This is a genomic window from Malaciobacter marinus (assembly GCF_003544855.1).
GTDB lineage: Bacteria > Campylobacterota > Campylobacteria > Campylobacterales > Arcobacteraceae > Malaciobacter > Malaciobacter marinus.
The window spans coordinates 2,404,387-2,428,444 of the sequence record NZ_CP032101.1; the positions used below are offsets into that span (position 1 = coordinate 2,404,387).

Genomic DNA, 24,058 nt, shown 5'->3' on the forward strand with positions numbered 1-24,058 from the left:
GGATAAATATGACTTCAAAAAAAATCGAAAATATTAATAAAACAAAAAAAATTGTAATTTTATTTTTATTAATCTTATTATTTCTAATAATTTTAGTATTCTCTGTAGCTAACACAATAACAGATAAAAGAAGATTGCCTTCTTTACAAAGTTCAAAAAAAGAGTTAGCAGTAAGAGGAGATATAGTAAGTGCTGATAATTTTAAAATTGCTTCATCTAAAAAATTGTATAAAGCATCAATTGATACAAGATTTATAGATCTTGATAAAAAAGAGTTATTTTTAAAACTATTCTCTATTTATAGCGATATTTCTTATTCTAAATTAAAAAGAAAAGTTGATAGATCTATAAAGTACAAACCAGGAAATTTAGTTTTATCATATAATATTGATGCAAGAACAGCAAAAAACCTAAAAGAGTTAGGTTTTAAACTTAGAAGATTAAAAGTTTTTAAAGCAATAAAAATTGATGGAGGAAGAATTTTAAGAGGCTTGAGTATTATAGAAAGTGGTGAAAAAAGAATTTATTCATATAAAAATACTCTAACACCAGTTGTAGGATATATAACAAAATTTGAAACAGATGATGCAAAAACAAAAGTTAAAGGAATTAAAGGTTTAGAAAAAAAATACAATACCATTTTAAACAAAACAGAAGATGGTATTTTAAAAGGTAATCGTGATGTTCTTTCATATATATCATTTAACAAAGACTCAATTATAAAAAAAAGAGAAGATGGAGCAAAACTAGTTTTAAACATTCCTTTAAAACTTCAAAAAAATATTGAAATGATACTTGATAGACACAAAAAGAAATTAACTGCACAAGAAATAGTAGTTTCAATAATGAATAATAAAACAGGCGAAGTACTTTCACTTGCATCATCAAATAGATTTAATCCTGAAAGTATAAAACAAGAAGATATTCCATCATTAAATGTAAATGCAATAGAATATCAATTTGAACCAGGTTCTGTTATTAAACCTATGGCAATTGCTTTAGTATTAGATAAAAATAGAGTTAAAAAAGATGAACTGTTTTTTGCATATAATGAAGGAAAAGCAAACTCAAAAGGTGAGTACAGAAAAGGAAGATACAAAATTGATAGATTTTATATCAAAGATGATCATAGATTTAAAAAACATTATTTAACATTAGATGATATTTTTATATTTTCATCAAATATTGGTACTTTACAATTAGCACAAAGATTAAAAGGTGCAGAAATATATGAAGGATATAAAAGATTTGGATTTACAAGAAAAACAGGTATTGATCTTCCATATGAAAAAGTTGGTAAAATGCCTCCTGTGTATAAACTAGCAGCAGGCGAAGATAAAGATAAAGACAATGCTTATAAAGCAACAGTATCTTATGGACAAGGTATGACTTCTACTTTTATGCAAATCATGAAAGCATTTACTGTTTTTAACAATGATGGATACAGTATAACTCCAAGAATTGTTTCATACTTAGAAATGGATTCAGGTAAATACAAACCTGATGATATATTAAAAGAAAAAGTGGTTTCAAAAGAAGCAGCAAGAGAAGTAAAAAGAATGCTTGTTAAAACCGTGACACATGGTACAGGAAGAAGCGCACAAATAGAAGGTCTTGAAATTGGAGGGAAAACAGGAACTGCAAAAGTAGCAAGACAAGGAAATTATCAAAGGGAGTATATCTCATCTTTTTTTGGTTTTGTAAATGATAAAAAAAACTCTTATACAATTGGAGTTACAGTTTTTAGGCCAAATTCAAGAGGTAGATATTGGTACTATTATTATGCAGCTCAATCAGCTGTTCCTGTTTTTAAAGAAATTATTAATAATATGGTAAGCCTCAACTATTTAAAAAAAGATAACGAATAATTTAGTTATTGAACTTTAAAAATAAATAGATATAATTCCTTGTTTAATTACTAAAATAATAACTTAAAGGAAATATATGTTTGGTTTTTCAAAAGAACTAAAAGAGTATAACTATTCACAAGAAGAAATGGATAGTTTCAAATATGCTAAAATCTCTACAGAAAAAGGAACTATTTGGCTTAAACTATTTAATCAAGAGACACCAAATACAGTTGCAAACTTTGCAACACTTGCAAAAGATGATTTTTATAACAACCTAACTTTTCATAGAGTAATAAAAGGATTTATGGCACAAGGTGGTTGTCCAAATGGAACAGGAACTGGTGGACCAGATTGGGCTATTGCTTGTGAAACAAATGCAGATAAACAAGTTCATAAAAAAGGAAGTTTATCTATGGCTCACGCAGGAGCAAATACTGGAGGAAGTCAATTCTTTATTTGTTTTGATAGTTGTCCTCATTTAAATGGTGTTCATACAGTGTTTGGAGAAATTGAAGATAATGATGAATCAAGTTTTGAAACACTTGATAATATTTCTCAAGATGATAAAATTATTTCTATTGAAATTAAAGAAGATAAAAACTAATTATAATATATACTAATATTGAAGGCTTGCAATGAAAATTAAAGATATTGATTCTTTACATCAAGAAGATTTAGAAAACTCATTGCATCCTTCAATTTTCTATACTGATAAAAACTATGATTTATTTATTTTAAGACTGCCCTCTTTTTTAAATAATAAACTTGAATTTCTAAACTATTCATTTATAATTACAAATGAAGAATATGCTTATTTTGATAATCAAAACAAACAAATCATTTCATTAAATAGTATTAAAGAATTTTATTTATACTTAGACAAGTCAATAAAATCAACAATGAAATTAACTAATGATTACTACTCAAAAGTTTTAGACTTGGAAGAAAGTGTTTATGAGAATAAAAAGCAAGATACTTTTAATAAAACTTGGTATGAATACAAAAATGAACTAATAAGAGTAAATAGAATACTTTACAAAGCAAATGAAGCTTTAGAAAACCTAATAGATACTTATAAAAATGAAAAAGATTATTTAGAACGTAATTTTGCTAATATACAAGAACATCTACAAAGAAGCTATAGAACTACTGGATTATGTCTTGAAAAACTTGATGTATTATATAATTTTCATCAAAGTAAAACAAGTGAACAAATGAACAAAATAGTTTATGTACTAACACTTCTATCAGGTATTTTTTTACCATTAAATCTTATTGTAGGATTCTTTGGCATGAATACTACGTCTTTACCTTTTACAAAATTTGAAAATGGAACTTACTTTGTAATATCTATTTTAATAATGACAGGAATATTAGCAAGTATATTAATAATATATTTAAAAAGAAAATAGACAATAAAATAAGAAGGTAAAAAATATAGGATAAAAAAGGCAAAAACGAAGGCAAAAAAAAAAGCCCATAACTAAGATAACTGTAAAAAAGTTAAAATAGATAAGGGCTTAAAAAAACTCAAGAGCTGGCAGAGGCCTACGTTTCCACACCTGAAAGGTGCAGTATTATCAGCGCAGAAGTGCTTGACTTCCAGGTTCGGTATGGATCTGGGTATTTCCACTTCGCTATATCCACCAGCAATATGAGTATACAATGAATTTTATTATTCACTCTATACTCATATTTTGAGTATATTAATGTTAAAGTCTCTTTGAACACAACTTTAGTAAACTTAATAAGATAGTAAACCAAGTATAATAATAAGCCGAACGATCTATTAGTACTAGTCAGCTAAACATATTTCTATGCTTACACATCTAGCCTATCAACCAGTTAGTCTTACTGGGATCTTCAGGGAAAGTTCATCTTGAAGTTGGCTTCGAGCTTAGATGCTTTCAGCTCTTATCTCATCCGTACGTAGCTACCCAACGATGCTCTTGGCAGAACAATTGGTACACCAGTGGTACGTTCATCCCGGTCCTCTCGTACTAGGGACAAATCTTCTCAACTTTCCTACGCCCACGGAAGATAGGGACCGAACTGTCTCACGACGTTCTGAACCCAGCTCGCGTACCGCTTTAAATGGCGAACAGCCATACCCTTGGGACCTGCTCCAGCCCCAGGATGCGATGAGCCGACATCGAGGTGCCAAACCTCCCCGTCGATGTGAGCTCTTGGGGGAGATCAGCCTGTTATCCCCGGCGTACCTTTTATCCTTTGAGCGATGGCCCTTCCACTCAGAACCACCGGATCACTATGACCGACTTTCGTCTCTGCTCGAGTTGTCTCTCTCACAGTCAAGCTAGTTTATGCCATTATACTCATCAGGCGATTTCCATCCGCCTTGAACTAACCTTTGTAAGCCTCCGTTACTTTTTAGGAGGCGACCGCCCCAGTCAAACTACCCACCAGACATTGTCCTGATACAAGTTTATTGTACGCAGTTAGTAACTCAAATATTCAAGGGTGGTATCTCAAGGGTGGCTCATACTCTACTTGCGTCTAGTAATCAAAGCCTCCCACCTATCCTGCACATGAATATCCAAGCTACAGTGTCAAGCTGTAGTAAAGGTGCACGGGGTCTTTCCGTCTTTCCGCGGGTAGGAGGAATTTTCACCTCCACTACAATTTCACTGGATCCCTGGTTGAGACAGCTCCCATCTCGTTACGCCATTCATGCAGGTCGGTATTTAACCGACAAGGAATTTCGCTACCTTAGGACCGTTATAGTTACGGCCGCCGTTTACTCGGGCTTCGATCAAATGCTTCGCTTACGCTTACATCATCAATTAACCTTCGAGCACCGGGCAGGCGTCACACCTTATACATCCACTTACGTGTTAGCAAAGTGCTGTGTTTTTGGTAAACAGTCGGGAGGGACTCTTTGTTGCAACCTCTTTAGCTTTTGAGAGTAAATCTCTATACCAAAGTAGGCACACCTTATACCGAAGATACGGTGCTAGTTTGCAGAGTTCCTTAACCAGGGTTCTTCCACGCGCCTTAGAATACTCATCCCACCTACCTGTGTCGGTTTGCGGTACGGGCAACAATTAATATACTTAGTGGCTTTTCTTGGCACGACAGTATCATCGATTCTAAACGCTCTCCGAAGAGATTGTTCAGCCTGTTAGATCTCGGTCTCGTGATACCCGGATTTACCTAAGTATCAACCTACGTCCTTCGACCCACTATTCCATCAGTGAGCTCGATTAACTCTATGCGTCCCCACATCGCGCTTAATTGTTGGTATTGGAATATTAACCAATTTTCCATCGTCTACCCCTTTCGGACTCGACTTAGGACCCGACTAACCCTACGATGACGAGCATCGCGTAGGAAACCTTGGGTTTTCGGCGTTAAGGATTCTCACCTTAATTATCGCTACTCATGCCTGCATGCTCACTTCTATCCGCTCCACTGCTCCTTACCGGTACAGCTTCGACGCTGAATAGAACGCTCTCCTACCACTCATAATAAATTATGAATCTAAAGCTTCGGTGTACATCTTAGCCCCGTTATATTTTCCGCGCAGAATCACTAGACCAGTGAGCTGTTACGCTTTCTTTAAAGGATGGCTGCTTCTAAGCCAACCTCCTGGTTGTCACAGTAACTCCACATCGTTTTCCACTTAGATGTAACTTTGGGACCTTAGCTGTTAGTCTGGGTTGTTCCCCTCTCGACATAGGATTTTATCACCCTACGCCTGACTCCCTAGCTTGCACATGTAGTATTCGAAGTTTGATAGGGTTTGGTACCGCGGTAAGCAGCCCTAGCCCATTCAGTGCTCTACCCCTACATGCTACTACTAGAGGCTATACCTAAATATATTTCGGAGAGAACCAGCTATCACGAAGTTTGATTGGCCTTTCACCCCTATCCACAGGTCATCCGGGGGCTTTTCAACGCCCATCGGTTCGGTCCTCCACTGGCTCTTACACCAGCTTCAACCTGCCCATGGATAGATCACTTCGTTTCGGGTCTGCAGCATCTGACTATTTCGCCTTTTAAGACTCGCTTTCGCTACGGCTTCGTACTTGACTTAACCTTGCCAGATACCACAACTCGCAGGCTCATTATGCAAAAGGCAGTCCATCACCCTGTGAATAAATTCACATAGGGCTCTGAATGATTGTAAGCTAATGGTTTCAGGTTCTATTTCACTCTCCTCGCTGGAGTACTTTTCACCTTTCCCTCACGGTACTTGTTCACTATCGATCTGTAAGTAGTATTTAGGGTTGGAGGGTGGTCCCCCCGGATTCAGACAAAATATCACGTGTTCCGTCCTACTCAGGATACCATTAGAGCTATTGATAATTTTGTATACAGGAGTTTCACCTTCTTTGCTATACCTTTCCAGATATCTCTACTATTATCTTTAGTCTCATATTATGGTCCTTCAACCCCCTATGCAAGCATAGGGTTTGCCCTGCTCCCATTTCGCTCGCCGCTACTTTGGGAATCTCTTTTGATTTCTCTTCCTATGGTTACTGAGATGTTTCACTTCACCACGTTAGCCCCCATTGCTGGGTAATATATATCTCTATATACTGGGTTGTCCCATTCGGATATTCACGAATCAATGCTTCTTGACAGCTCCTCGTGACTTTTCGCAGTCTAGTACGTCCTTCTTCGCCTCTTACAGTCTAGGCATCCACCATTAGCCCTTAATAGCTTATTTTTTTAATTAGATCTTACTCTAACCTTTTTTGATAATTATTCCTTGGCTACTATCTTATTAAATTTAATAAAATAGTTGTGTTCTTCTTCTTTTCTTGAAATTGCTTTCTTTTCTTAGAAAAATTTTTGACTTTAACATTATATTTTTAAATAACTCTTTAATCTTCTCATCTCTGAAAAAATTAAATATAAATTCAATCTTCATTGAACTTATATTTAACTTCTTCTTATTTGTTGGTGGAGAATAGCGGGATCGAACCGCTGACCTCCTGCGTGCAAGGCAGGCGCTCTCCCAGCTGAGCTAATTCCCCAACTTTTTAATCTCTTCTTTTAAGATTATTTAATCATGGTGGGCCTACCAGGACTTGAACCTGGGACCTCACGATTATCAGTCGAGCGCTCTAGCCAGCTGAGCTATAGGCCCTCTCACCTATCTTTTAAATAACCTTTATAAACTGAATATATATTGACTTTTTGATTAAGAGTTTTGACTCTCTTAATCTTTTCTCTGAAAGGAGGTGATCCAACCGCAGGTTCTCCTACGGTTACCTTGTTACGACTTCACCCCAGTCGCTAATTCCACTGTGGAGGGTAGCTATCTTAGCATCCCCGCTTCGAGTGAAATCAACTCCCATGGTGTGACGGGCGGTGAGTACAAGACCCGGGAACGTATTCACCGTAGCATTGCTGATCTACGATTACTAGCGATTCCAACTTCATGTAGTCGAGTTGCAGACTACAATCCGAACTGGGAGGTATTTTTTAGATTTGCTCCACATCACTGTATCGCTGCTCTTTGTATACCCCATTGTAGCACGTGTGTAGCCCTGGTCGTAAGGGCCATGATGACTTGACGTCGTCCTCACCTTCCTCCTACTTGCGTAGGCAGTCTCATTAGAGTTCTCACCCGAAGTGTTAGCAACTAATGACGAGGGTTGCGCTCGTTGCGGGACTTAACCCAACATCTCACGACACGAGCTGACGACAGCCGTGCAGCACCTGTATATAAGTTTCTGCAAGCAGACACCCATCTATCTCTAAATGGTTCTTACTATGTCAAGACCAGGTAAGGTTCTTCGCGTATCGTCGAATTAAACCACATGCTCCACCGCTTGTGCGGGTCCCCGTCTATTCCTTTGAGTTTTAATCTTGCGACCGTACTCCCCAGGCGGTACACTTAATGTGTTAACTGCATTACTGCTATGTCGAGCATAGCAACAACTAGTGTACATCGTTTAGGGCGTGGACTACCAGGGTATCTAATCCTGTTTGCTCCCCACGCTTTCGCGTCTCAGCGTCAGTTATGTTCCAGTAGATCGCCTTCGCAATCGGTATTCCTTCTGATCTCTACGGATTTTACCCCTACACCAGAAATTCCATCTACCTCTCCCATACTCTAGATAGACAGTTTCAAAAGCAGTTCAATAGTTAAGCTATTGGATTTCACTTCTGACTTATCTATCCGCCTACACGCTCTTTACGCCCAGTGATTCCGAGTAACGCTTGCACCCTCCGTATTACCGCGGCTGCTGGCACGGAGTTAGCCGGTGCTTATTCATATAATACCGTCATTATCTTCTTATATAAAAGGAGTTTACGCACCGAAATGTGTCATCCTCCACGCGGCGTTGCTGCATCAGGGTTTCCCCCATTGTGCAATATTCCCCACTGCTGCCTCCCGTAGGAGTCTGGACCGTGTCTCAGTTCCAGTGTGACTGATCATCCTCTCAAACCAGTTAAGCGTCATTGACTTGGTGAGCCATTACCTCACCAACTATCTGATACTGTACAGGCCGATCTTCAAGCTATAAATATTTCCCTTTCATACTTTTGTATTAAAGGCATATGGGGTCTTAGCAGACGTTTCCATCTGTTATCCCCCTCTTGAAGGCACGTTACCTATATATTACTCACCCGTGCGCCACTTAGCTGACAGATTAGCAAGCTAATCCCGTTCTCGTTCGACTTGCATGTGTTAAGCACGCCGCCAGCGTTCACTCTGAGCCAGGATCAAACTCTCCATAAAGTGTTTGTTCTCTGACTAATTATGTATTTCTATACAAAATTAATTACTCATTGTTTTATCATACTTTTTTGTATGATATTATAGACGAAGAATTTGTATTCTTCTTTTTTTTCTTGTCATATATATATTCAGTTTATAAAAGTTACTTCTCTTACAAACTTACTTTGTGTTAAAGAACTCAATCCCTTCTTCAGCTCTCAATCTCTTGTTTGCCTCAGCGAATTTGGACGGGAATTATAGACAAATTCTTTCCCTTTGTCAAGGGTTTAGTCTTAATTTTGGCTTAAATTTTTGAGGTTTTACCTATATTTTTTGCTTTCTCTATATTTTATGGGGTTTTTGATAGATATATCCAGTAGTATGCTCAATTACAATTTCTCTTGTATTATTATTTTTATCATATAGCTTTATAATACATGGTTTATTAATCTTATATTTGTAGTGTTCATTTTTGTTATTACTAAGCTTTTTATATACAAACCCATCTTCACCAAAAGATATTTTACCTAATGAAGAATCCATTTTACAACTTACATCAATTTTTTCAATGCCAAATTCTTTTGTCAATAAAACATATTTTGAAGTATCATTATCTACTGAGCATTGATTTGAACTATATATATATTTATTAGATAAAGGATCTTTTAAACTTTCTTGTTTATTTGGATGTCCCATCATATTTTTATCACTATATATAACATAATATAGACCTCCAATTTTTTCTCTACACTCAAAAAATTTTAGTGTCCATCTCTTTTTATGCCATTTCGTTTGGTTCTGTTCTGCTTTGTTATCTATTAAGGCTTGGTATCTGGTTTGTTTTAGATATAAGATTAGTCTATTTGTTGCAAGGTCAATATTACTTTGAAACTTGTCAAAATTGATATTGGAATAAAATGATGCAGTTATAATGCTTATTAAAGTTAAAACAAAAAGTAATTCTATTAAAGAATATGATTTTTTATTCATCAACTTTAACTATATATGCAGTTGCTATTTCAACTCCATAATATTTAATAGGTATTTTAAAATTATAGTTTTTGATTTTATCTAATGATATAATATAACTATTACCTTCATATATTTTATAAAATCTAAGTCTTAATATTAACTCTTCATCTTTTGATTTTATATGATTTATATTTAAGTCATTAAGTTTACTACTTAATTCTTTTACCACATGATATTTATATACAAAGTGTTTTTTAGGATTTTCTAAAAATATATATAATGGTTTATTAAAGATTGTAATAAAAATATTCAATAATAGTGTTAAAAATACTAAAAGTGCAAAATAATAATGTTTTTTTCTAAACTTTTTTAATCTAACTCTATATGAATGAAAGAATAGTTTTACCATTAAAGGAATAGCAATTACAACATATGGGGCATAATCTTCAATATATATTTTTTGTCTAAATGAAAAAATAATTGAAAAAACTAATGCAGTTGCGCTTATATACCAAATAAGTGTTCTTTGATTTTTTACTCCTAATCTATACATTGAATAAAAAAAGTATAAAAAAAGCAAAGGTGAAAAGATTGATGCATATATTGCAAAGGTATCTACAAAAAATCCTTTAGGCTTTCCTCCACTTTCAAAACCATATATTCCCATAGACAATCCAAATAAAATTAGACTAATAAATATAATTGCATTATCACGCTTATTTAAAGAATAAAAGAATATTGCTAAAAAGAATATTGCAAAAGAGTTATCAACAAATAAAAAGGCAATTAAAAAAGCATAATTATGTTTTTGCATTTTTTGATAATAATATATATATAAAAGAGTACAAAAAGTAACTACTATTGCACTATTGACTAAAAGAGAAGCACTTAATACACCAGGAAGAAACATAAAAATAATAGTAGATATTGCTCTATCGCTTTGGTATTTAAAGTATGTTCGAGTATTAATATATATCAAAATTACACTAAGAAAGTAAAAAGTTAAAAAAGGTAATCTTAATGCAATATCATTTTGACCAAATATTGTAGTTGATATATTCGTTAATAAAGATAATAAAGAATTATTTTCAAAAAAGTTCAATGCCTCTTTATAAGAAATACTAAGAGTATTTGAAACAAAAATCAATACAATTGTCGTAATTGCAAGAGTAATATAAATAGTTTTATTGTATTGATTTGTTGTATTTATCATAGTTTCAAAAAGTTTTCAATCATCTCATATCCATATTCACTCATTATAGATTCTGGATGAAATTGTACTCCGTAAATTTTTTTATTTTTTATTTCTAATGACATAATTTCATTATCATCTAAACTATATGATGTTGGTATTATATCATCAGTTAAACTATTTTTATCCACTGTTAAAGAGTGATATCTAGTTTGCGTAAATTCATTTGGCAAATTATTAAATATTGGTGTATCAAAACATCTTTTTATTACTGATGTTTTTCCATGCATCATATTGGGCGCTTTAATTACTTTTGCACCATAAACTTGAGCTATACTTTGATGCCCTAAACATATTCCAAATATTGGTATTTTTCCCGCAAACTCTTTAATGGCATCTAAACATATTCCCGCATCATCAGGAGTAGCTGGCCCTGGAGAGATTATAATCTTTTTTGGATTTAATTCTTTTATTTGTTCAATATTTAATTCATCATTTCTTATTATCTTTAAATCTGCTTTTAACTCTTTGCAATACTGAACAATATTATATGTAAAAGAATCATAATTATCAATCATTAGAATCATTAAATAATTCCTTTTGTATTTTTGCCATTTGCTCTTTTACTTCAACTATATGTTTTTGAGGAACATTTTCATCCACTATCCATTTTACTTCATCTACATGTCCACCATAGTCTAAGCCCATTTTTTCTATAGTTTCAGAAAACTCTTTTAAATCTTCACAATTTTCAACTCTTTGAGAAGTTGTATCTTTTAATTCTAAAAACCATCCACCAATTCCATTCTCTTTTATAGTAGCTTCAAATATAATCATAATTAACCTTTAAATAAAAGCATATTATATCAAAGAAAAAATAAAACTGAATAAAGTAGTATTAAAATGATAATAGTACTTATTATTCAGTGACTTAAAAGTTTCAAAAAATTATAATTCCAATAACTATTATCAAAAAAAGGAAAAAGATGTTAAAAAAATTGGCTTTAAGTACTGCAATACTTGTTTCATCAGTATTTGCAAGTTCAGAAGTAAACGTTTATTCGCATAGACATTACGATACAGATAAAAAACTTTTCAAAATGTTTGAAGAAAAAACTGGTATTAAAGTAAATGTAATTAAAGCAAAAGCTAGTGCATTAATTAAAAGAATTGAAAGTGAAGGTAAAAAATCACCTGCTGATGTTTTAATAACAGTTGATGCAGGAAGATTATATCAAGCTAAATCAAAAAATCTTTTACAATCAATTAAATCTGATTATTTAATGGAAAATATTCCAAAACAACTAAGAGATGTAGATAATCAATGGTTTGCTCTTACTAAAAGAGCAAGAGTTACAGCTTATAAAATTGGTTCAGGAATGGACAAAAAACTTACAACATATGAAGATTTAGCTGACCCTAAATTCAAAGGTCAGATAATGGTTAGATCTTCAAATAATATATATAACCAATCACTTATGGCAGCAATGATAGCTCATCATGGAGAAGAGTATGCAATTAAATGGGCAAAAGGTGTTGTTGCAAATATGGCAAAAGCTCCAAAAGGAAATGATAGATACCAAGTAAAAGCTATAGCAAGTGGAATTGGTTCAATAGCAATTGTTAATACATACTATATTGGTAAAATGGTTGATAATAAAGATTTATCACAAAGTGAATCAGTTAAAAAAGTGAAAGTATTTTTTCCAAAGTTTGAAAACGGTGGAACACATATAAATGTAAGTGGTGCAGGTGTTGCTAAATATGCTCCAAATAAAGAAAATGCAATAAAATTTATTGAGTTCTTAGCTTCAAAAGATGCACAAGAGTTATTTTCAAAAGCAAATTTTGAGTATCCAGTACTTAAAAGTGTTGAAGCATCTGATTTAGTAAAATCATGGGGAACATTTGAAGATGACCATATTTCTATAAATACATTAGGTCAAAATAATAAAGCAGCAGTTAAAGCTTTTGATTTAGCTGGTTGGAAGTAGTATTAATTGAAAAATTCGATTTCAAAAATCAAGATAAGTAGCTTTATATTAACGCTACTTATCTCAGCTCCTGCAATAATTATTTTTCTTTATCTTTTTATAGGTCACAGTGATAATTGGCAACATCTAAAAGAGACTTTACTTTTTACATATATTTTCAACTCTTTATATATAATGGTTGGAGTTGCTATTTTAACAACACTTTTTGGTTTTACAACAGCATATTTAACATCACTTTATAACTTTGCTTTTTCAAAATTTTTTCATTATGGTCTAATTTTACCATTTGCTATTCCTACTTATATTGTTGCATTTATTTATGGAGGAATGTTTAATATAACAGGAACAGTGACAACATTTATTCTTGATATTTTAGATAAAGACCTTAGTGAAGTAGTATTCTTTGATATTATGTCAATAGAAGGTGCTATTTTAGTAATGTCATTAGTACTTTATCCATATGTCTATCTTATTTGTAAAACATATTTAAGTTTTGAATCTGCTTCGATTATTGAAGCAGCAAAAACTTTCAATCTTTCTTCATGGCAAATATTTAAAAAAGTGATTTTACCAATTTCAAGACCTGCAATTGTAGCGGGAGTAACACTTGCAGTTATGGAAGCAGTTGCTGATTTTGGTGTTATGGATTATTTTGGAGTAAATACATTTGTAACAGGTATTTTTAAAACTTGGTTTGGAATGGGAAGTGTTGAAGATGCAGCAAAACTTGCAAGTATTTTAATGAGCTTTGTATTTTTGTTAATTATTTTAGAAAGAATTCAAAGAAAAAACAAAGTATTTAAAAGTTCAGGAAAAGATTTTAAACCAATTGAGAAAGAAAAACTTACTGGGATTAAATCATTTTTAGCATTTATAGCATGTTTTATACCATTTTTCTTTGGATTTTTATTGCCATTTATTCAACTTTGCTTTTGGTTTAGCATTTCATATGAAGATATAATAGATGAAGATTTTATGACAACACTTTATCAAACACTATCTCTTGCAATTAGTAGTGCTACACTAATAACTGCATTAGCATTGTTATTTGTATATAATGTAAGAAAACATCAAGATAAAACGTCATCAACTTTAACTCAAATTGTTAAATTAGGATACTCAATTCCAGGTGCAGTTGTTGCTGTTGGAATTTTATCTTTCTTTTCAATTTTAGATAAATATGTTATAGATTTATTCTCTTCTACTTTTATTATAAGTGGCACAATAATAGCTATTATTTTTGGTTATTGTGTTAGATTCTTAGCAATTAGTATAAATAACTTTGAAGCAGGATTTAGTAGAATTCCACAAACATATGATGATGCTGCAAAAATTTTAGATGTTGGAGAAAAAACAACATTTGTAAAAATTTTTATTCCACTATTAAAAAACTCTGCATTTGCATCATTTATAATAGTATTTATTGAAGTAATTAAAGAACTTCCTTTGACAATGATTTTAAGACCTTTTAATTATGATACATTGCCAATTTTAGCTCTTGAATTAACACAACAATCTCAAATAGTCGAATCTTCTGTTCCATCAATGTTTATTATATTGATTGGAATGGTTTCAGTAATTTTACTAGCAAAAAATATGAATAAGGCACAATAATGGTAAGTATAGAAAAGTTTGGTATATCATTTAATGATACAAAAATTTTAGAAAATATCTCATTTGATGTTAAACCAGGAGAAATTGTAACACTTCTTGGTTCAAGTGGATGTGGTAAAACAACAATACTAAGATCAATAGCTGGGTTACAAAAAGAGCATGAGGGTACTATTTGTATAGGTAATGAGTGTGTTTCTTCTAAAAAAGTTTATAAAAAAGATAGAGAGGTGGGATATATATTCCAAGATTATGCATTATTTCCACATTTAAACGTACATGAAAATATATCATTTGCTTTATATAAACTATCAAAAAAGAAAAAAGAAAAAAGAGTAGATGAACTTTTAGAACAATTTAATATTGTTGATCATAAATATAAACAAATACACCAACTATCAGGTGGACAACAACAAAGAGTAGCTATTGCAAGAGCCATGGCAAATAATCCAAAAATTTTACTTTTAGATGAGCCTTTTTCAAACTTAGATGCGATGCTAAGATATAAAACAAAGATTTGGTTAAAAGATTTAATAAAACAGATGAATTTAAGTGCAATTCTTGTTACCCATGATAAAAAAGAAGCATTGTCAATATCAGATAAAATAGGAATTATAAACGATAAGAAACTTATTCAATTTGATAATGCAAAGAAGATGTTTGAAAACCCAAATAGTTTATATGTTGCAAACTTTTTATGTGAGGTTAATGAACTTCCAAATAGATATATAAAAGATATTGGATTAAACATAAAAGAAGATAAAGTTGCAATTATAAAAATTGATGAATGTAAAATATCAAAAGATAAATCAAACTGTAAAGTAAAAATTTTAGATATCTCATTTTGTGGAGAGTATTATGAACTTGTATTAAATTTACTTGATTATGATAATACAGATATGATAGTAAAATCTCATAGTATTGAAAATTTAAATATTAATGATGAAGCATTTATGCATATAGATAAAAAAGATATTAAAATAATAGATAAATAAGAGTCAAAAAACTCTTATTTATTATAATTGATATTTTCTTTGAAACTCTTCATCAATATCAATAATTCCTCTTTGTTTTAATGACTCTAAAACATCTTTTGAACAATCAACATCATCAGGCCATCTTCTTTTAAAATTATCTAACTCATTTTTATTTGTACCATCTAAACAAATCGTACTATCTTGAATATATAAATCTCTATTAGAATCAATATTATTAACTACTCTCCAAAGTAACATATATGTATTATTAACATCATTTTGATTTTTTGCATCAACTATTATTAATATTTTAATATTTTCAAATAGTGGTTTTAAATCATCAAATAGATACTTTTGATTTCTTTTTTTATCTACAGTTATAACTGTTACTGGATTTTTAGTATCTGTGTAATACTGTTTTAAATCTTTTACCTCATCTGTTATTTCTTGCATTTTTAAAAGTAATTCATTGTCACTTAAAAGTGTAATTCCAAGTTCATTAATCTCTTCATTTGTACAATCAAGCCCTAACTTTCCACCAATTGCAAATTTTGGACTTGAATGGTCAAGTGCATCAACTACACCTTTTGAAATTAACATTTCATCAATATCAATTCTATTTAGAATATATCTAGTTATAGCATCATGATCTTCAAGTTCAGGAGCATCAGCATTAACAAAAATTGCATGTTTAACAAAACTCATTTGCCCTACTCCCCAAAATGCATGCATCATTTGACTTGCATGACCTGGATATAAAGTTTTGATTTTAGCAATAATGAAATTATGGAAAACACCATTTTCAGGCATATAATAATCTATTAAATCAGGTGCTGTTGTTTTAAGTAATGGCAAGAAAATTCTCTCTGTTGCAAAACCCATATATTTATCTTCTAAAGGTGGTTTACCAACAACTGTTGCTAAATATGTTGGCTCTTTTTTATGTGTTATTGCAGTTACTTCCATAAATGGATACTCTTCTTCTAAAGTATAATATCCAGTATGATCACCAAATGGACCTTCAATTCTTAGTTTACTTGTATCAACAAAGCCCTCAATTATAAAATCATTATCTCTTGGTACATAAATATCATTTGTTATTGATTTTACAAGTTGTGCATTTTTATTCTTAACAAAACCATATAACATCAATTCAAAAATACCAATAGGAAGTGGTGCTTGTCCACACCAAATATACATAGGATCTCCACCTATTCCAATAGATACTGGCATTTTTTTACCTGCTTTTTTATATTCATGAAAAAAATGATTAGAATCTTTATGTATTTGCCAATGTAAGCCCAAAGTATTATCTTCATAAACTTGAAGTCTATACATTCCTAAGTTTTTCATTTCACCATTTAGAGAAGTTGTATAAACTTGTCCCATTGTAATAAAAGGACCACCATCTTGTTCCCAAGTTGTTAAAATTGGTAATTCACTTAAGTTTGCATCACTTCCAAGTTTAATAACTTCTTGACACTCCCCTTTACCTTTACTTTTCTTAGGAATTGTATTTTTAAGTGCAAATAGTTTTCCAAATGTAGAAAGCTTTTCACTAAAAGTTGTTGGAGGCTTCATTTTTAATAAAGACTCTATCTCTTTCCCAATTTTATTTCCATCACCTATAAAAAGTTCAACAGCTTTTTTCGAACCAAATACATTCATTAAAACAGGAATATCAAATTTTTTTCCATTTTTTTTATCAACTGGATTTGTAAAAAGTATAGCTTTTGAATCTTTTTTCTTAACTTCTACATAAGCAACATGCGGAATTTCCAAGTTTATATCCAACTCATCATCAATAATTTTCAACAAATTATGCTTTTTTAACAATTCAATTGCTTTTTTCATATAAAACCTTATTAGTAATTAATCTTATTTTTATATCATTATATCTATAAAAAATAGTTTATGGTAGAGGTAAAATGAAAAATTATAATTTTGATGAGTATATTAATAGAAAAAATAGTGATTGTGTTAAATATGATGGTTTAAAAAAATATTTTGATGTAGAAAATGCAAGACCAATGTGGGTTGCAGATATGGACTTTCAAACACCAAAGTTTATATTAGATGATTTAAAAAAAGTTTTTGACAAAAAGATACTTGGTTATCCAATAGTTAGTAATAAAGTACATGATAGTATAATTTCATGGTATAAAAAAAGACATGATTTATCTAATTTTACTGAAAATGATATCCTTTTGACAAGTGGCGTTGTTACAGCACTAAGTGCTTGTATTGAAGCTTTTAGTAATGAAAATGATGAAGTAATAATTCAAACACCAGTATATTTTCCTTTTTTCTCTGTTGTTAAAGACAATAATAGAAAACTAATATTAAATCCATTAAAAAATTCTGATGATTATTACACTATGGATTTTAAAGATTTAGAAAATAAAATAACTTCAAAAACAAAACTTTTAATTTTATGCTCACCACATAATCCAGTAGGCAGAGTATGGAGCAAAGAAGAACTTTTAAAATTGGCTAAAATATGTTATGAAAATAATATAACAATAATAAGTGATGAAATACACTCTGATTTAGTCTTTAAAAAATTTACCTCTTTTTTACATCTTGAAGATAAATATTTAAATAATCTAGTTATATTAAATTCTCCTAGTAAAACTTTTAATCTAGCAGGATTAAATAGTTCATATATTATTTGTAAAAATTCCACTTTAAAAAAGAGATTAAACAGTGTCATTAACAAACATCATATTGGTTCTGTTAATATATTTGGTCTAGAATCAATTATATCAGCATACAATAAAGGTGAAGAGTGGCTAGAGTTTTTACTTCAATACTTAAAAGACAATATAAATTATGTTGATGATTTTTTAAAAGAAAATAATAACAGTATAACTTTCAATAAACCAGAAGCTACATATTTACTTTGGTTGAATTTTTCAAAAATAAAAGATTCTCACAAAAATATTTTTGACAGACTTTTACATAATGCTAATCTTGTATTAAATGATGGTTCAACATTTGGAAAAGAAGGAAAATACTATTTTAGGTTAAATATAGCATTAAGTAAAAATGAATTAATTAAATCACTTTCATATTTAAATAATGAATTTAATTGACATATTTAAGTTAGAAAAAATGTTATTTTTAAAGTATTACATTTTTTCTCACTATTTTGACGAATGTGTAAAATAATCTTATAATACCTTTATACTTACTACAAAATATTGTACAATCCAAACATAATTAAACTATATGGGAAGAAGTATAATGTCAACAGAACTACTTTTAGCGTCAAGTGTCTTTATCATTATGGGATTAGTATTAACGAGTGTATTTGTACTCACTAGATACTTAGGCCCTAATAATAAGGATGACAAACAAAAAAACACAGTATACGAAAGTGGGGTTTCAAACCCAATAGGTACTACAAATCTTAGATTCTCAATAAAATTCTATTTAGTAGCAATTCTTTTTGTGATTTTCGATGTAGAAATTATTTTCATGTTTCCTTGGGCAGTAAATATTAGAGAACTTGGATTTTTAGGTCTAGCAGAAATGTTTATGTTCATGGCATTACTATTTGCAGGATTAATTTATATTTATAAGAAAAAGGCGTTATCATGGGATTAGGAGCAGAGTCATCATTTGGAGATTCAATAATCACAACAAAGTTAGATCACGCAGTAAATTGGGGTAGATCATACTCTTTGTGGCCGATGGTATTTGGTACTGCATGTTGTGGTATTGAGTTTATGTCTGTAGTTGGTGCAAAATATGACCTTTCTAGATTTGGTGCAGAAGTTGTGAGATTTTCTCCAAGACAAGCAGATTTAATGATAGTAGCTGGAACTATTACATATAAACAAGCACCTATCTTGAAAAAAATCTATGATCAAATGTGTGAACCTAAATGGGTTATATCTATGGGAGCATGTGCATGTTCTGGTGGTTTTTATGACAATTATACAACAGTTCAAGGAATTGATGAAATTATTCCTGTAGATGAATATGTATCAGGTTGTCCTCCAAGACCAGAAGCTGTATTAGATGCAGTAATGAGAGTTCAAGAAAAAGCTCAAAGAGAAACAGTGCTTGAAGATAGAGCGAAAAGAGAGTACAAAGGAATTTTAGATGCATAAAAATGAACTTTTAATTAATGCAAACGAAATAAGAAATACAATTTCTAAATTAAAAAAAGATGGCTATCCTCTTTTATTAGATATAACTGCTATTGATTATTTAGAATATCCAGATGTAACTCCTAGTAGATTTGCTATTGTATATATTTTAAGAGATCATACATTTAAAAAATTTATAACAGTAAAAGCTTTTGTTGATGATATAACTTTAACAGTTGATTCTATTTCAGATATGTATTATAGTGCAGATTGGGGAGAAAGAGAAGTATATGATCAATATGGAATAATTTTCAAAGGTCATAAAAACTTAAAAAGAGTTCTTAACCACCATCAATTTAAAGGTCACCCTTTAAGAAAAGATTATCCAGTAACTAAAAGACAATTGTGTACACAAACAGAAGACTTAATGGATGAAATGATTCCATTACTTGAATCTTATGGATATAGCAAAGAAGATCATGAAGATTTGATGTTTTTAAATGTTGGACCATCTCACCCAGCAAGTCACGGTACAATTAGAAACTTTTTAGCAATGGAAGGAGAGTCAATTCAGGCTTGTGTAACAGAAGTTGGATACTTACATAGAGGATTTGAGAAATCATGTGAGACACATAATTATTCACAAGTTATTCCTTATACTGATAGACTTAACTATTGTAGTGCTATTTTAAATAATATTGGATATTCAAAAGCAATTGAAGATATGTTAGGAATTGATATAACTGCCCGTGCAAAAATGATTAGAATTATCATTGGTGAATTAAGTAGAATAATTGATCATTTAGTATGTAATGCAGCAAATATGGTTGACCTTGGAGGACTTACAAACTTTTGGTACTTATTCGCACCAAGAGATAAAAGTTATAACTTATTATCAAAATTAACAGGTGCAAGATTAACAAACTCATACACAAGAATTGGTGGTTTAGAATTTGATTTGTATGATGGTTTTGAAGAAGATTTAAATGAAGTATTAAAAGATGTAGAAAATGGGATAAATGATGCTTTATCATTAGTAGAGCATAATAGAATTTTTCATGACCGAACACAAGATGTGGGTGTAATAAATGATGAGTTCGCAATTAGTGCAGGAGTTACAGGGCCTAATTTAAGAGCATCAGGTGTTGCTTTTGATTTAAGAAAAGATGCTCCTTATTATGGTTATGAAAATTTTGATTTTGATGTAGCAATTGGAAGCCATGGTGATGTATATGATAGAGTAATGGTTAAATTTGAAGAGATTAGACAATCAATGAGAATAATTAAACAAGCTATGAAAGAGCTTCCAGATGGACCATTAAATGTGGATCATCAAGGAGTATTACTTCCTGATAAAAAAGATGTATATGGAAATATTGAAGGATTAATGAATCAGTTTAAACTTACTTTTGAGGGTATTAAAGTTCCAAAAGGTGAGTACTATGGATATACTGAGGGTGCAAATGGAGAGTTAGGCTTTCATGTAACAAGTGATGGAACAGGTACACCTTATAAAGTAAAATGTCGTCCACCTAGCTTTTATTCTCTTGGAGCATATGCAAGAATTGTTGAGGGTGGAATGTTAGCAGATGCTGTTATTACAATGGCAAGTATGAATTTTATTGCAGGGGAGTTTGATAGATAATGAGTAAATTTAAATATACACCTGAAAATGAAACAAAGTTTCAAGAACAAATTAAAAAATACCCAAATAGTAACTCTATGATGCTTCCAGCTTTATGGTTAGCTCAAGAACAAGAAGGTTGGGTAAGCCCAGATGCAATGATTTTTGTTGCTGATAAATTAAACAAATCTCCTATTGAGGTTTATGAATTTGCAACATTTTATACAATGTTTAATTTAAAACCTATTGGAACATATCATATTGAATTATGCAAAACATTGTCATGTATGGTAATGGGTGCTCCTGAACTTAAAAAATTCATAAAAGAGACAATTGGTATAAATCCAGGAGAAACAAGTGAAGATGGATTATTTCATTTTAGTGAGGTTGAGTGCTTAGGTGCATGTGGAGGAGCTCCAATGTTTGCATTAAATGGACAATACCACGAAAATCAAAGTGTAGATTCACTAAAAAATGTAATTGAGGAGTGCAAAAATGCTAGTAAAAGTAGTAAGTAAAAATTTTGATATTCCTAACTCACATAAATTAGAAGTAGCAAAAGATAATGGAAGATACTCTTCAATCGAAAAACTATTTACAATGGCACCAGAAGATGTAATAGAAGAAGTTACAAAATCAGGTTTAAGAGGTAAAGGTGGTGGTGGAGCACCATGTGGACCAAAATGGAAACTTATGCCAAAAGATGATCCACGACCAGCATATTTAATTGTTAATGGAGATGAGTCTGAACCAGGAACATTTAAAGATAGACAAATTTTTCAATATGATCCGCATCTTTTAATTGAGGGAATAATATGCTCATCTTATGCAATGAATATTCATGATGCATATATTTATGTAAGAGGTGAATATAAATGGTTTATTGATAGATTAAATGAAGCTATCAAAGAAGCATATGAAGCTGGAATCATTGGTGAAAAAGTTATGGGTCATGATTATAGAATGGACATAACAGTTCATAGAGGTGGTGGAGCATATATTTGTGGTGAGAAATCAGCATTAATAGAATCACTTGAAGGAAAACGTGGACATCCAAGATTAAAACCACACCAAAAAGAGTGTGAATGGTTTTTTGATAATCCTGCAACAGTAAATAATGTAGAAACTATTGCAACTGTTCCTTTTATTGTAGAAAAAGGATATGAATCTTATACAGCATATGGAACTGAAAGATCACCTGGAACTATGCTATTTGCTATGAGTGGACCTGTTAAGAATCCAGGTGTTTATGAACTAGCATTTGGTAATAAGATGATTGATGTGATTAATAAAATTGGTGGAGGGATGAAAGAAGGCAAAAAGCTAAAAGCCGTAATTCCTGGAGGTTCATCTTGCCCTATTTTAACTGCTCAAGAGGTAGAAAAAGCAGTATTAGATTATGAATCAATGTGGGATATTGGTTCAACACTTGGTACAGGAGGGATGATTGTAATTGATGAAGATATGAGTATGGTTGATGTAGCTAAAAACTTAATTGAGTTTTATCATCATGAATCATGTGGGCAATGTACTCCTTGTAGAGAGGGCTGTGGATGGATTGACAAAATACTTGCAAAAGTGTTAGCTGGTGAAGGTACACAAAAAGATTTAGATACTATTTTAGAAGTATGTGAAACAATGAATGGTAAAACTATATGTGTTTTTGCACCTGCAGTTAAAGATATTATTAAAAGTATAATTATCAAATTTAAAGATGAATTTGTAAAAGAATTTAAATAAACCTAGGAGAAAATTATGGCAAAGAATACAATGACATTAACTGACAATAGAAGTGGAAAGTCTTTTGAGTACAATATTATTGATGGTACTAGAGGACCAAGTGTTGTAGACATTAGAAGTTTCTATAAGGATTCTGGAATGTTTACTTACGATCCAGGTTATACATCAACTGCTTCTTGTGAATCTAAAATCACATTCATTGATGGTGAGAACTCTGAATTAAGATATAGAGGCTATGATATTGCTGATCTTGCTGGAAAAAGATCATATCTTGATGTATCGTATTTACTTATGATGGGAAGACTTCCTACAAAAGCTGAATCAGAAGATTTTGATTTAGAGATTAGACATAGATCATTTTTAAATGAAGGTATTATTAGATTATTTGATGCTTTACCAGATGGTGCTCATCCAATGGCTACAATGGGAGCTGCAACTACTGCTTTATCTGCATTTTATAAAGATCATTTACATTTAGAAGATGAAGAAGAATTTAAAACAATGAGAAGAAGAATCTTAGCTAAAATGCCTACAATTGCTGCTATGGCATATAGAAACTCTATTGGTACTCCATTAATTTACCCAGATGTAAATAAATATTTCACAGAAAACTTTTTATATATGTTAAGAGCTTATCCAGGTGGAAATATGAAGTACCTTGGTGGTGGAAAAAATGATGAGATTAAACAAGTTGAAGTTGATGCACTTGATGCAATTTTAACACTTCATGCTGACCATGAACAAAATGCATCTACAACAACTGTTAGAAATGTAGGTTCAACAGAAGCTCATCCTTATGTTGCTATTTCATCAGGAATTGCTGCTTTATGGGGAAGTGCACATGGTGGAGCAAATGAAAAAGTTATGGATCAATTAAGATTAATTGGTGATGTTAAAAATGTTCCATCTTACATTGCAAAAGCAAAAGATAAAAATGATCCATTCAGACTTATGGGATTTGGACATAGAGTTTATAAAAACAGAGATCCAAGAGCTGAAACACTAAAAAAATTACAAGATAAATTAAAAGAAGAATTAAATCTTGATTCTAAATTACTAGATATTGCACATGCAGTTGAAGAAGCAGCATTAAGTGATGATTATTTTAAAGATAGAGGTTTATATCCAAATATTGACTTTTATTCAGGTGTAATACTAACTGCACTTAAAATTCCTGTTGCAATGTTTACTCCAATCTTTGTTATTGGAAGAATTCCAGGATGGATTTCACAATGGTCTGAGTTAAAACAAGATCCAACTCACAAAATAGCTAGACCAAGACAATTATATACAGGTAACTAAAAAAT

18 protein-coding genes, 2 tRNA genes and 3 rRNA genes are annotated in these 24,058 nt (G+C 31.3%); 13 read left to right on the plus strand and 10 right to left on the minus strand.

The annotated features are described in order from the left end of the window. Window positions 1-8: 8 nt before the first annotated feature. From AMRN_RS11700 to AMRN_RS11710, 3 genes are all read left to right on the plus strand, one after another. Window positions 9-1,868, plus strand: a complete 1,860-nt coding sequence (locus AMRN_RS11700; RefSeq protein WP_099310483.1) for a peptidoglycan D,D-transpeptidase FtsI family protein — start codon at window positions 9-11, stop codon at window positions 1,866-1,868. Between the two features lie 76 nt (window positions 1,869-1,944). Continuing rightward, a complete protein-coding gene (locus AMRN_RS11705; RefSeq protein WP_099310484.1) occupies window positions 1,945-2,454 on the plus strand; it encodes a peptidylprolyl isomerase in 510 nt (169 codons plus the stop codon). A gap of 31 nt (window positions 2,455-2,485) precedes the next feature. Next, on the plus strand, window positions 2,486-3,262 hold the full coding sequence (locus AMRN_RS11710; protein WP_099310485.1) for a magnesium transporter CorA family protein: 777 nt from the start codon (window positions 2,486-2,488) through the stop codon (window positions 3,260-3,262). Between the two features lie 123 nt (window positions 3,263-3,385). Here the strand turns inward: AMRN_RS11710 and rrf are convergent. From rrf to AMRN_RS11755, 9 genes are all read right to left on the minus strand, one after another. Beyond that, window positions 3,386-3,501, minus strand: a 5S ribosomal RNA gene (rrf, locus tag AMRN_RS11715). 117 nt (window positions 3,502-3,618) lie between these two features. After that, a 23S ribosomal RNA gene (locus tag AMRN_RS11720) occupies window positions 3,619-6,540 on the minus strand. Between the two features lie 234 nt (window positions 6,541-6,774). Beyond that, window positions 6,775-6,850 (minus strand) — tRNA-Ala (locus AMRN_RS11725). A gap of 36 nt (window positions 6,851-6,886) precedes the next feature. After that, window positions 6,887-6,963: transfer RNA gene (locus tag AMRN_RS11730), tRNA-Ile, on the minus strand. An 87-nt stretch (window positions 6,964-7,050) separates the two neighbouring features. Then, a 16S ribosomal RNA gene (locus AMRN_RS11735) occupies window positions 7,051-8,565 on the minus strand. The 16S, 23S and 5S rRNA genes sit together here with 2 tRNA genes alongside, the layout of an rRNA operon. A 321-nt stretch (window positions 8,566-8,886) precedes the next feature. Then, on the minus strand, window positions 8,887-9,534 hold the full coding sequence (locus AMRN_RS11740) for a pilus assembly FimT family protein (protein WP_099310799.1): 648 nt from the start codon (window positions 9,532-9,534) through the stop codon (window positions 8,887-8,889). Continuing rightward, entirely contained in the window at window positions 9,527-10,729 is a 1,203-nt protein-coding gene (locus AMRN_RS11745) for a glycosyltransferase family 39 protein (protein WP_099310800.1), read from the minus strand. The genes AMRN_RS11740 and AMRN_RS11745 overlap by 8 nt, the downstream gene beginning before the upstream one ends. Continuing rightward, entirely contained in the window at window positions 10,726-11,295 is a 570-nt protein-coding gene (locus tag AMRN_RS11750) for an anthranilate synthase component II (protein ID WP_099310801.1), read from the minus strand. The genes AMRN_RS11745 and AMRN_RS11750 overlap by 4 nt, the downstream gene beginning before the upstream one ends. Beyond that, window positions 11,279-11,545 carry a hypothetical protein gene (locus AMRN_RS11755; RefSeq protein ID WP_099310802.1) on the minus strand — a complete coding sequence of 89 codons (267 nt, stop codon included), beginning with the start codon at window positions 11,543-11,545 and terminating at the stop codon, window positions 11,279-11,281. Before AMRN_RS11755 ends, AMRN_RS11750 begins: the two co-directional genes overlap by 17 nt. 149 nt (window positions 11,546-11,694) lie before the next feature. Between AMRN_RS11755 and AMRN_RS11760 the strand changes: the two genes are divergently transcribed. From AMRN_RS11760 to AMRN_RS11770, 3 genes are read left to right on the plus strand one after another with little or no spacing between them, the layout of a single operon-like run. After that, a complete protein-coding gene (locus tag AMRN_RS11760; RefSeq protein ID WP_079579954.1) occupies window positions 11,695-12,702 on the plus strand; it encodes a Fe(3+) ABC transporter substrate-binding protein in 1,008 nt (335 codons plus the stop codon). 6 nt (window positions 12,703-12,708) lie between these two features. Next, the gene (locus tag AMRN_RS11765; RefSeq protein ID WP_099310803.1) at window positions 12,709-14,316 is read left to right on the plus strand and encodes an ABC transporter permease; all 1,608 of its coding nucleotides are present in this window, start codon (window positions 12,709-12,711) and stop codon (window positions 14,314-14,316) included. Next, complete coding sequence (locus AMRN_RS11770; RefSeq protein WP_099310804.1) at window positions 14,316-15,308, plus strand: ABC transporter ATP-binding protein; 993 nt, start codon at window positions 14,316-14,318, stop codon at window positions 15,306-15,308. The genes AMRN_RS11765 and AMRN_RS11770 overlap by 1 nt, the downstream gene beginning before the upstream one ends. Window positions 15,309-15,329: 21 nt before the next feature. Here AMRN_RS11770 and AMRN_RS11775 read toward each other — a convergent pair whose 3' ends face one another. Next, complete coding sequence (locus AMRN_RS11775) at window positions 15,330-17,144, minus strand: menaquinone biosynthesis decarboxylase (protein WP_099310805.1); 1,815 nt, start codon at window positions 17,142-17,144, stop codon at window positions 15,330-15,332. 74 nt (window positions 17,145-17,218) lie between these two features. On the opposite strand from AMRN_RS11775, the gene AMRN_RS11780 reads away from it, so the two are divergent. The 7 genes from AMRN_RS11780 (at window position 17,219) to AMRN_RS11810 (ending at window position 24,053) form a co-directional block, all read left to right on the plus strand. After that, complete coding sequence (locus AMRN_RS11780; RefSeq protein WP_099310806.1) at window positions 17,219-18,385, plus strand: MalY/PatB family protein; 1,167 nt, start codon at window positions 17,219-17,221, stop codon at window positions 18,383-18,385. Between the two features lie 151 nt (window positions 18,386-18,536). Continuing rightward, window positions 18,537-18,899: an NADH-quinone oxidoreductase subunit A gene (locus AMRN_RS11785; RefSeq protein ID WP_099310807.1), complete on the plus strand. Its 363-nt coding sequence runs from the start codon at window positions 18,537-18,539 to the stop codon at window positions 18,897-18,899. Further along, window positions 18,890-19,408, plus strand: a complete 519-nt coding sequence (locus AMRN_RS11790) for an NADH-quinone oxidoreductase subunit B (protein WP_099310808.1) — start codon at window positions 18,890-18,892, stop codon at window positions 19,406-19,408. The genes AMRN_RS11785 and AMRN_RS11790 overlap by 10 nt, the downstream gene beginning before the upstream one ends. Further along, complete coding sequence (locus tag AMRN_RS11795; RefSeq protein WP_099310809.1) at window positions 19,401-21,032, plus strand: NADH-quinone oxidoreductase subunit D; 1,632 nt, start codon at window positions 19,401-19,403, stop codon at window positions 21,030-21,032. The genes AMRN_RS11790 and AMRN_RS11795 overlap by 8 nt, the downstream gene beginning before the upstream one ends. Next, window positions 21,032-21,529 carry an NADH-quinone oxidoreductase subunit NuoE family protein gene (locus tag AMRN_RS11800; protein ID WP_099310810.1) on the plus strand — a complete coding sequence of 166 codons (498 nt, stop codon included), beginning with the start codon at window positions 21,032-21,034 and terminating at the stop codon, window positions 21,527-21,529. The genes AMRN_RS11795 and AMRN_RS11800 overlap by 1 nt, the downstream gene beginning before the upstream one ends. Beyond that, a complete protein-coding gene (gene nuoF, locus AMRN_RS11805; RefSeq protein ID WP_099310811.1) occupies window positions 21,507-22,751 on the plus strand; it encodes an NADH-quinone oxidoreductase subunit NuoF in 1,245 nt (414 codons plus the stop codon). The genes AMRN_RS11800 and nuoF overlap by 23 nt, the downstream gene beginning before the upstream one ends. A gap of 15 nt (window positions 22,752-22,766) precedes the next feature. Then, window positions 22,767-24,053, plus strand: coding sequence for a citrate synthase (locus AMRN_RS11810; RefSeq protein ID WP_099310812.1), 1,287 nt, complete (start codon window positions 22,767-22,769; stop codon window positions 24,051-24,053). Window positions 24,054-24,058 lie beyond the last annotated feature (5 nt).

Excerpts from the sequence above, each read along its gene's own strand:
- AMRN_RS11700 (WP_099310483.1), top strand. The coding sequence starts at position 9 with ATGACTTCAAAAAAAATCGAAAATATTAATAAAACAAAAAAAATTGTA.
- AMRN_RS11705 (WP_099310484.1), top strand. The coding sequence starts at position 1,945 with ATGTTTGGTTTTTCAAAAGAACTAAAAGAGTATAACTATTCACAAGAA.
- AMRN_RS11710 (WP_099310485.1), top strand. The coding sequence starts at position 2,486 with ATGAAAATTAAAGATATTGATTCTTTACATCAAGAAGATTTAGAAAAC.
- AMRN_RS11740 (WP_099310799.1), bottom strand. The coding sequence starts at position 9,534 with ATGAATAAAAAATCATATTCTTTAATAGAATTACTTTTTGTTTTAACT.
- AMRN_RS11745 (WP_099310800.1), bottom strand. The coding sequence starts at position 10,729 with ATGATAAATACAACAAATCAATACAATAAAACTATTTATATTACTCTT.
- AMRN_RS11750 (WP_099310801.1), bottom strand. The coding sequence starts at position 11,295 with ATGATTCTAATGATTGATAATTATGATTCTTTTACATATAATATTGTT.
- AMRN_RS11755 (WP_099310802.1), bottom strand. The coding sequence starts at position 11,545 with ATGATTATATTTGAAGCTACTATAAAAGAGAATGGAATTGGTGGATGG.
- AMRN_RS11760 (WP_079579954.1), top strand. The coding sequence starts at position 11,695 with ATGTTAAAAAAATTGGCTTTAAGTACTGCAATACTTGTTTCATCAGTA.
- AMRN_RS11770 (WP_099310804.1), top strand. The coding sequence starts at position 14,316 with ATGGTAAGTATAGAAAAGTTTGGTATATCATTTAATGATACAAAAATT.
- AMRN_RS11775 (WP_099310805.1), bottom strand. The coding sequence starts at position 17,144 with ATGAAAAAAGCAATTGAATTGTTAAAAAAGCATAATTTGTTGAAAATT.
- AMRN_RS11780 (WP_099310806.1), top strand. The coding sequence starts at position 17,219 with ATGAAAAATTATAATTTTGATGAGTATATTAATAGAAAAAATAGTGAT.
- AMRN_RS11785 (WP_099310807.1), top strand. The coding sequence starts at position 18,537 with ATGTCAACAGAACTACTTTTAGCGTCAAGTGTCTTTATCATTATGGGA.
- AMRN_RS11790 (WP_099310808.1), top strand. The coding sequence starts at position 18,890 with ATGGGATTAGGAGCAGAGTCATCATTTGGAGATTCAATAATCACAACA.
- AMRN_RS11795 (WP_099310809.1), top strand. The coding sequence starts at position 19,401 with ATGCATAAAAATGAACTTTTAATTAATGCAAACGAAATAAGAAATACA.
- AMRN_RS11800 (WP_099310810.1), top strand. The coding sequence starts at position 21,032 with ATGAGTAAATTTAAATATACACCTGAAAATGAAACAAAGTTTCAAGAA.
- nuoF (WP_099310811.1), top strand. The coding sequence starts at position 21,507 with ATGCTAGTAAAAGTAGTAAGTAAAAATTTTGATATTCCTAACTCACAT.
- AMRN_RS11810 (WP_099310812.1), top strand. The coding sequence starts at position 22,767 with ATGGCAAAGAATACAATGACATTAACTGACAATAGAAGTGGAAAGTCT.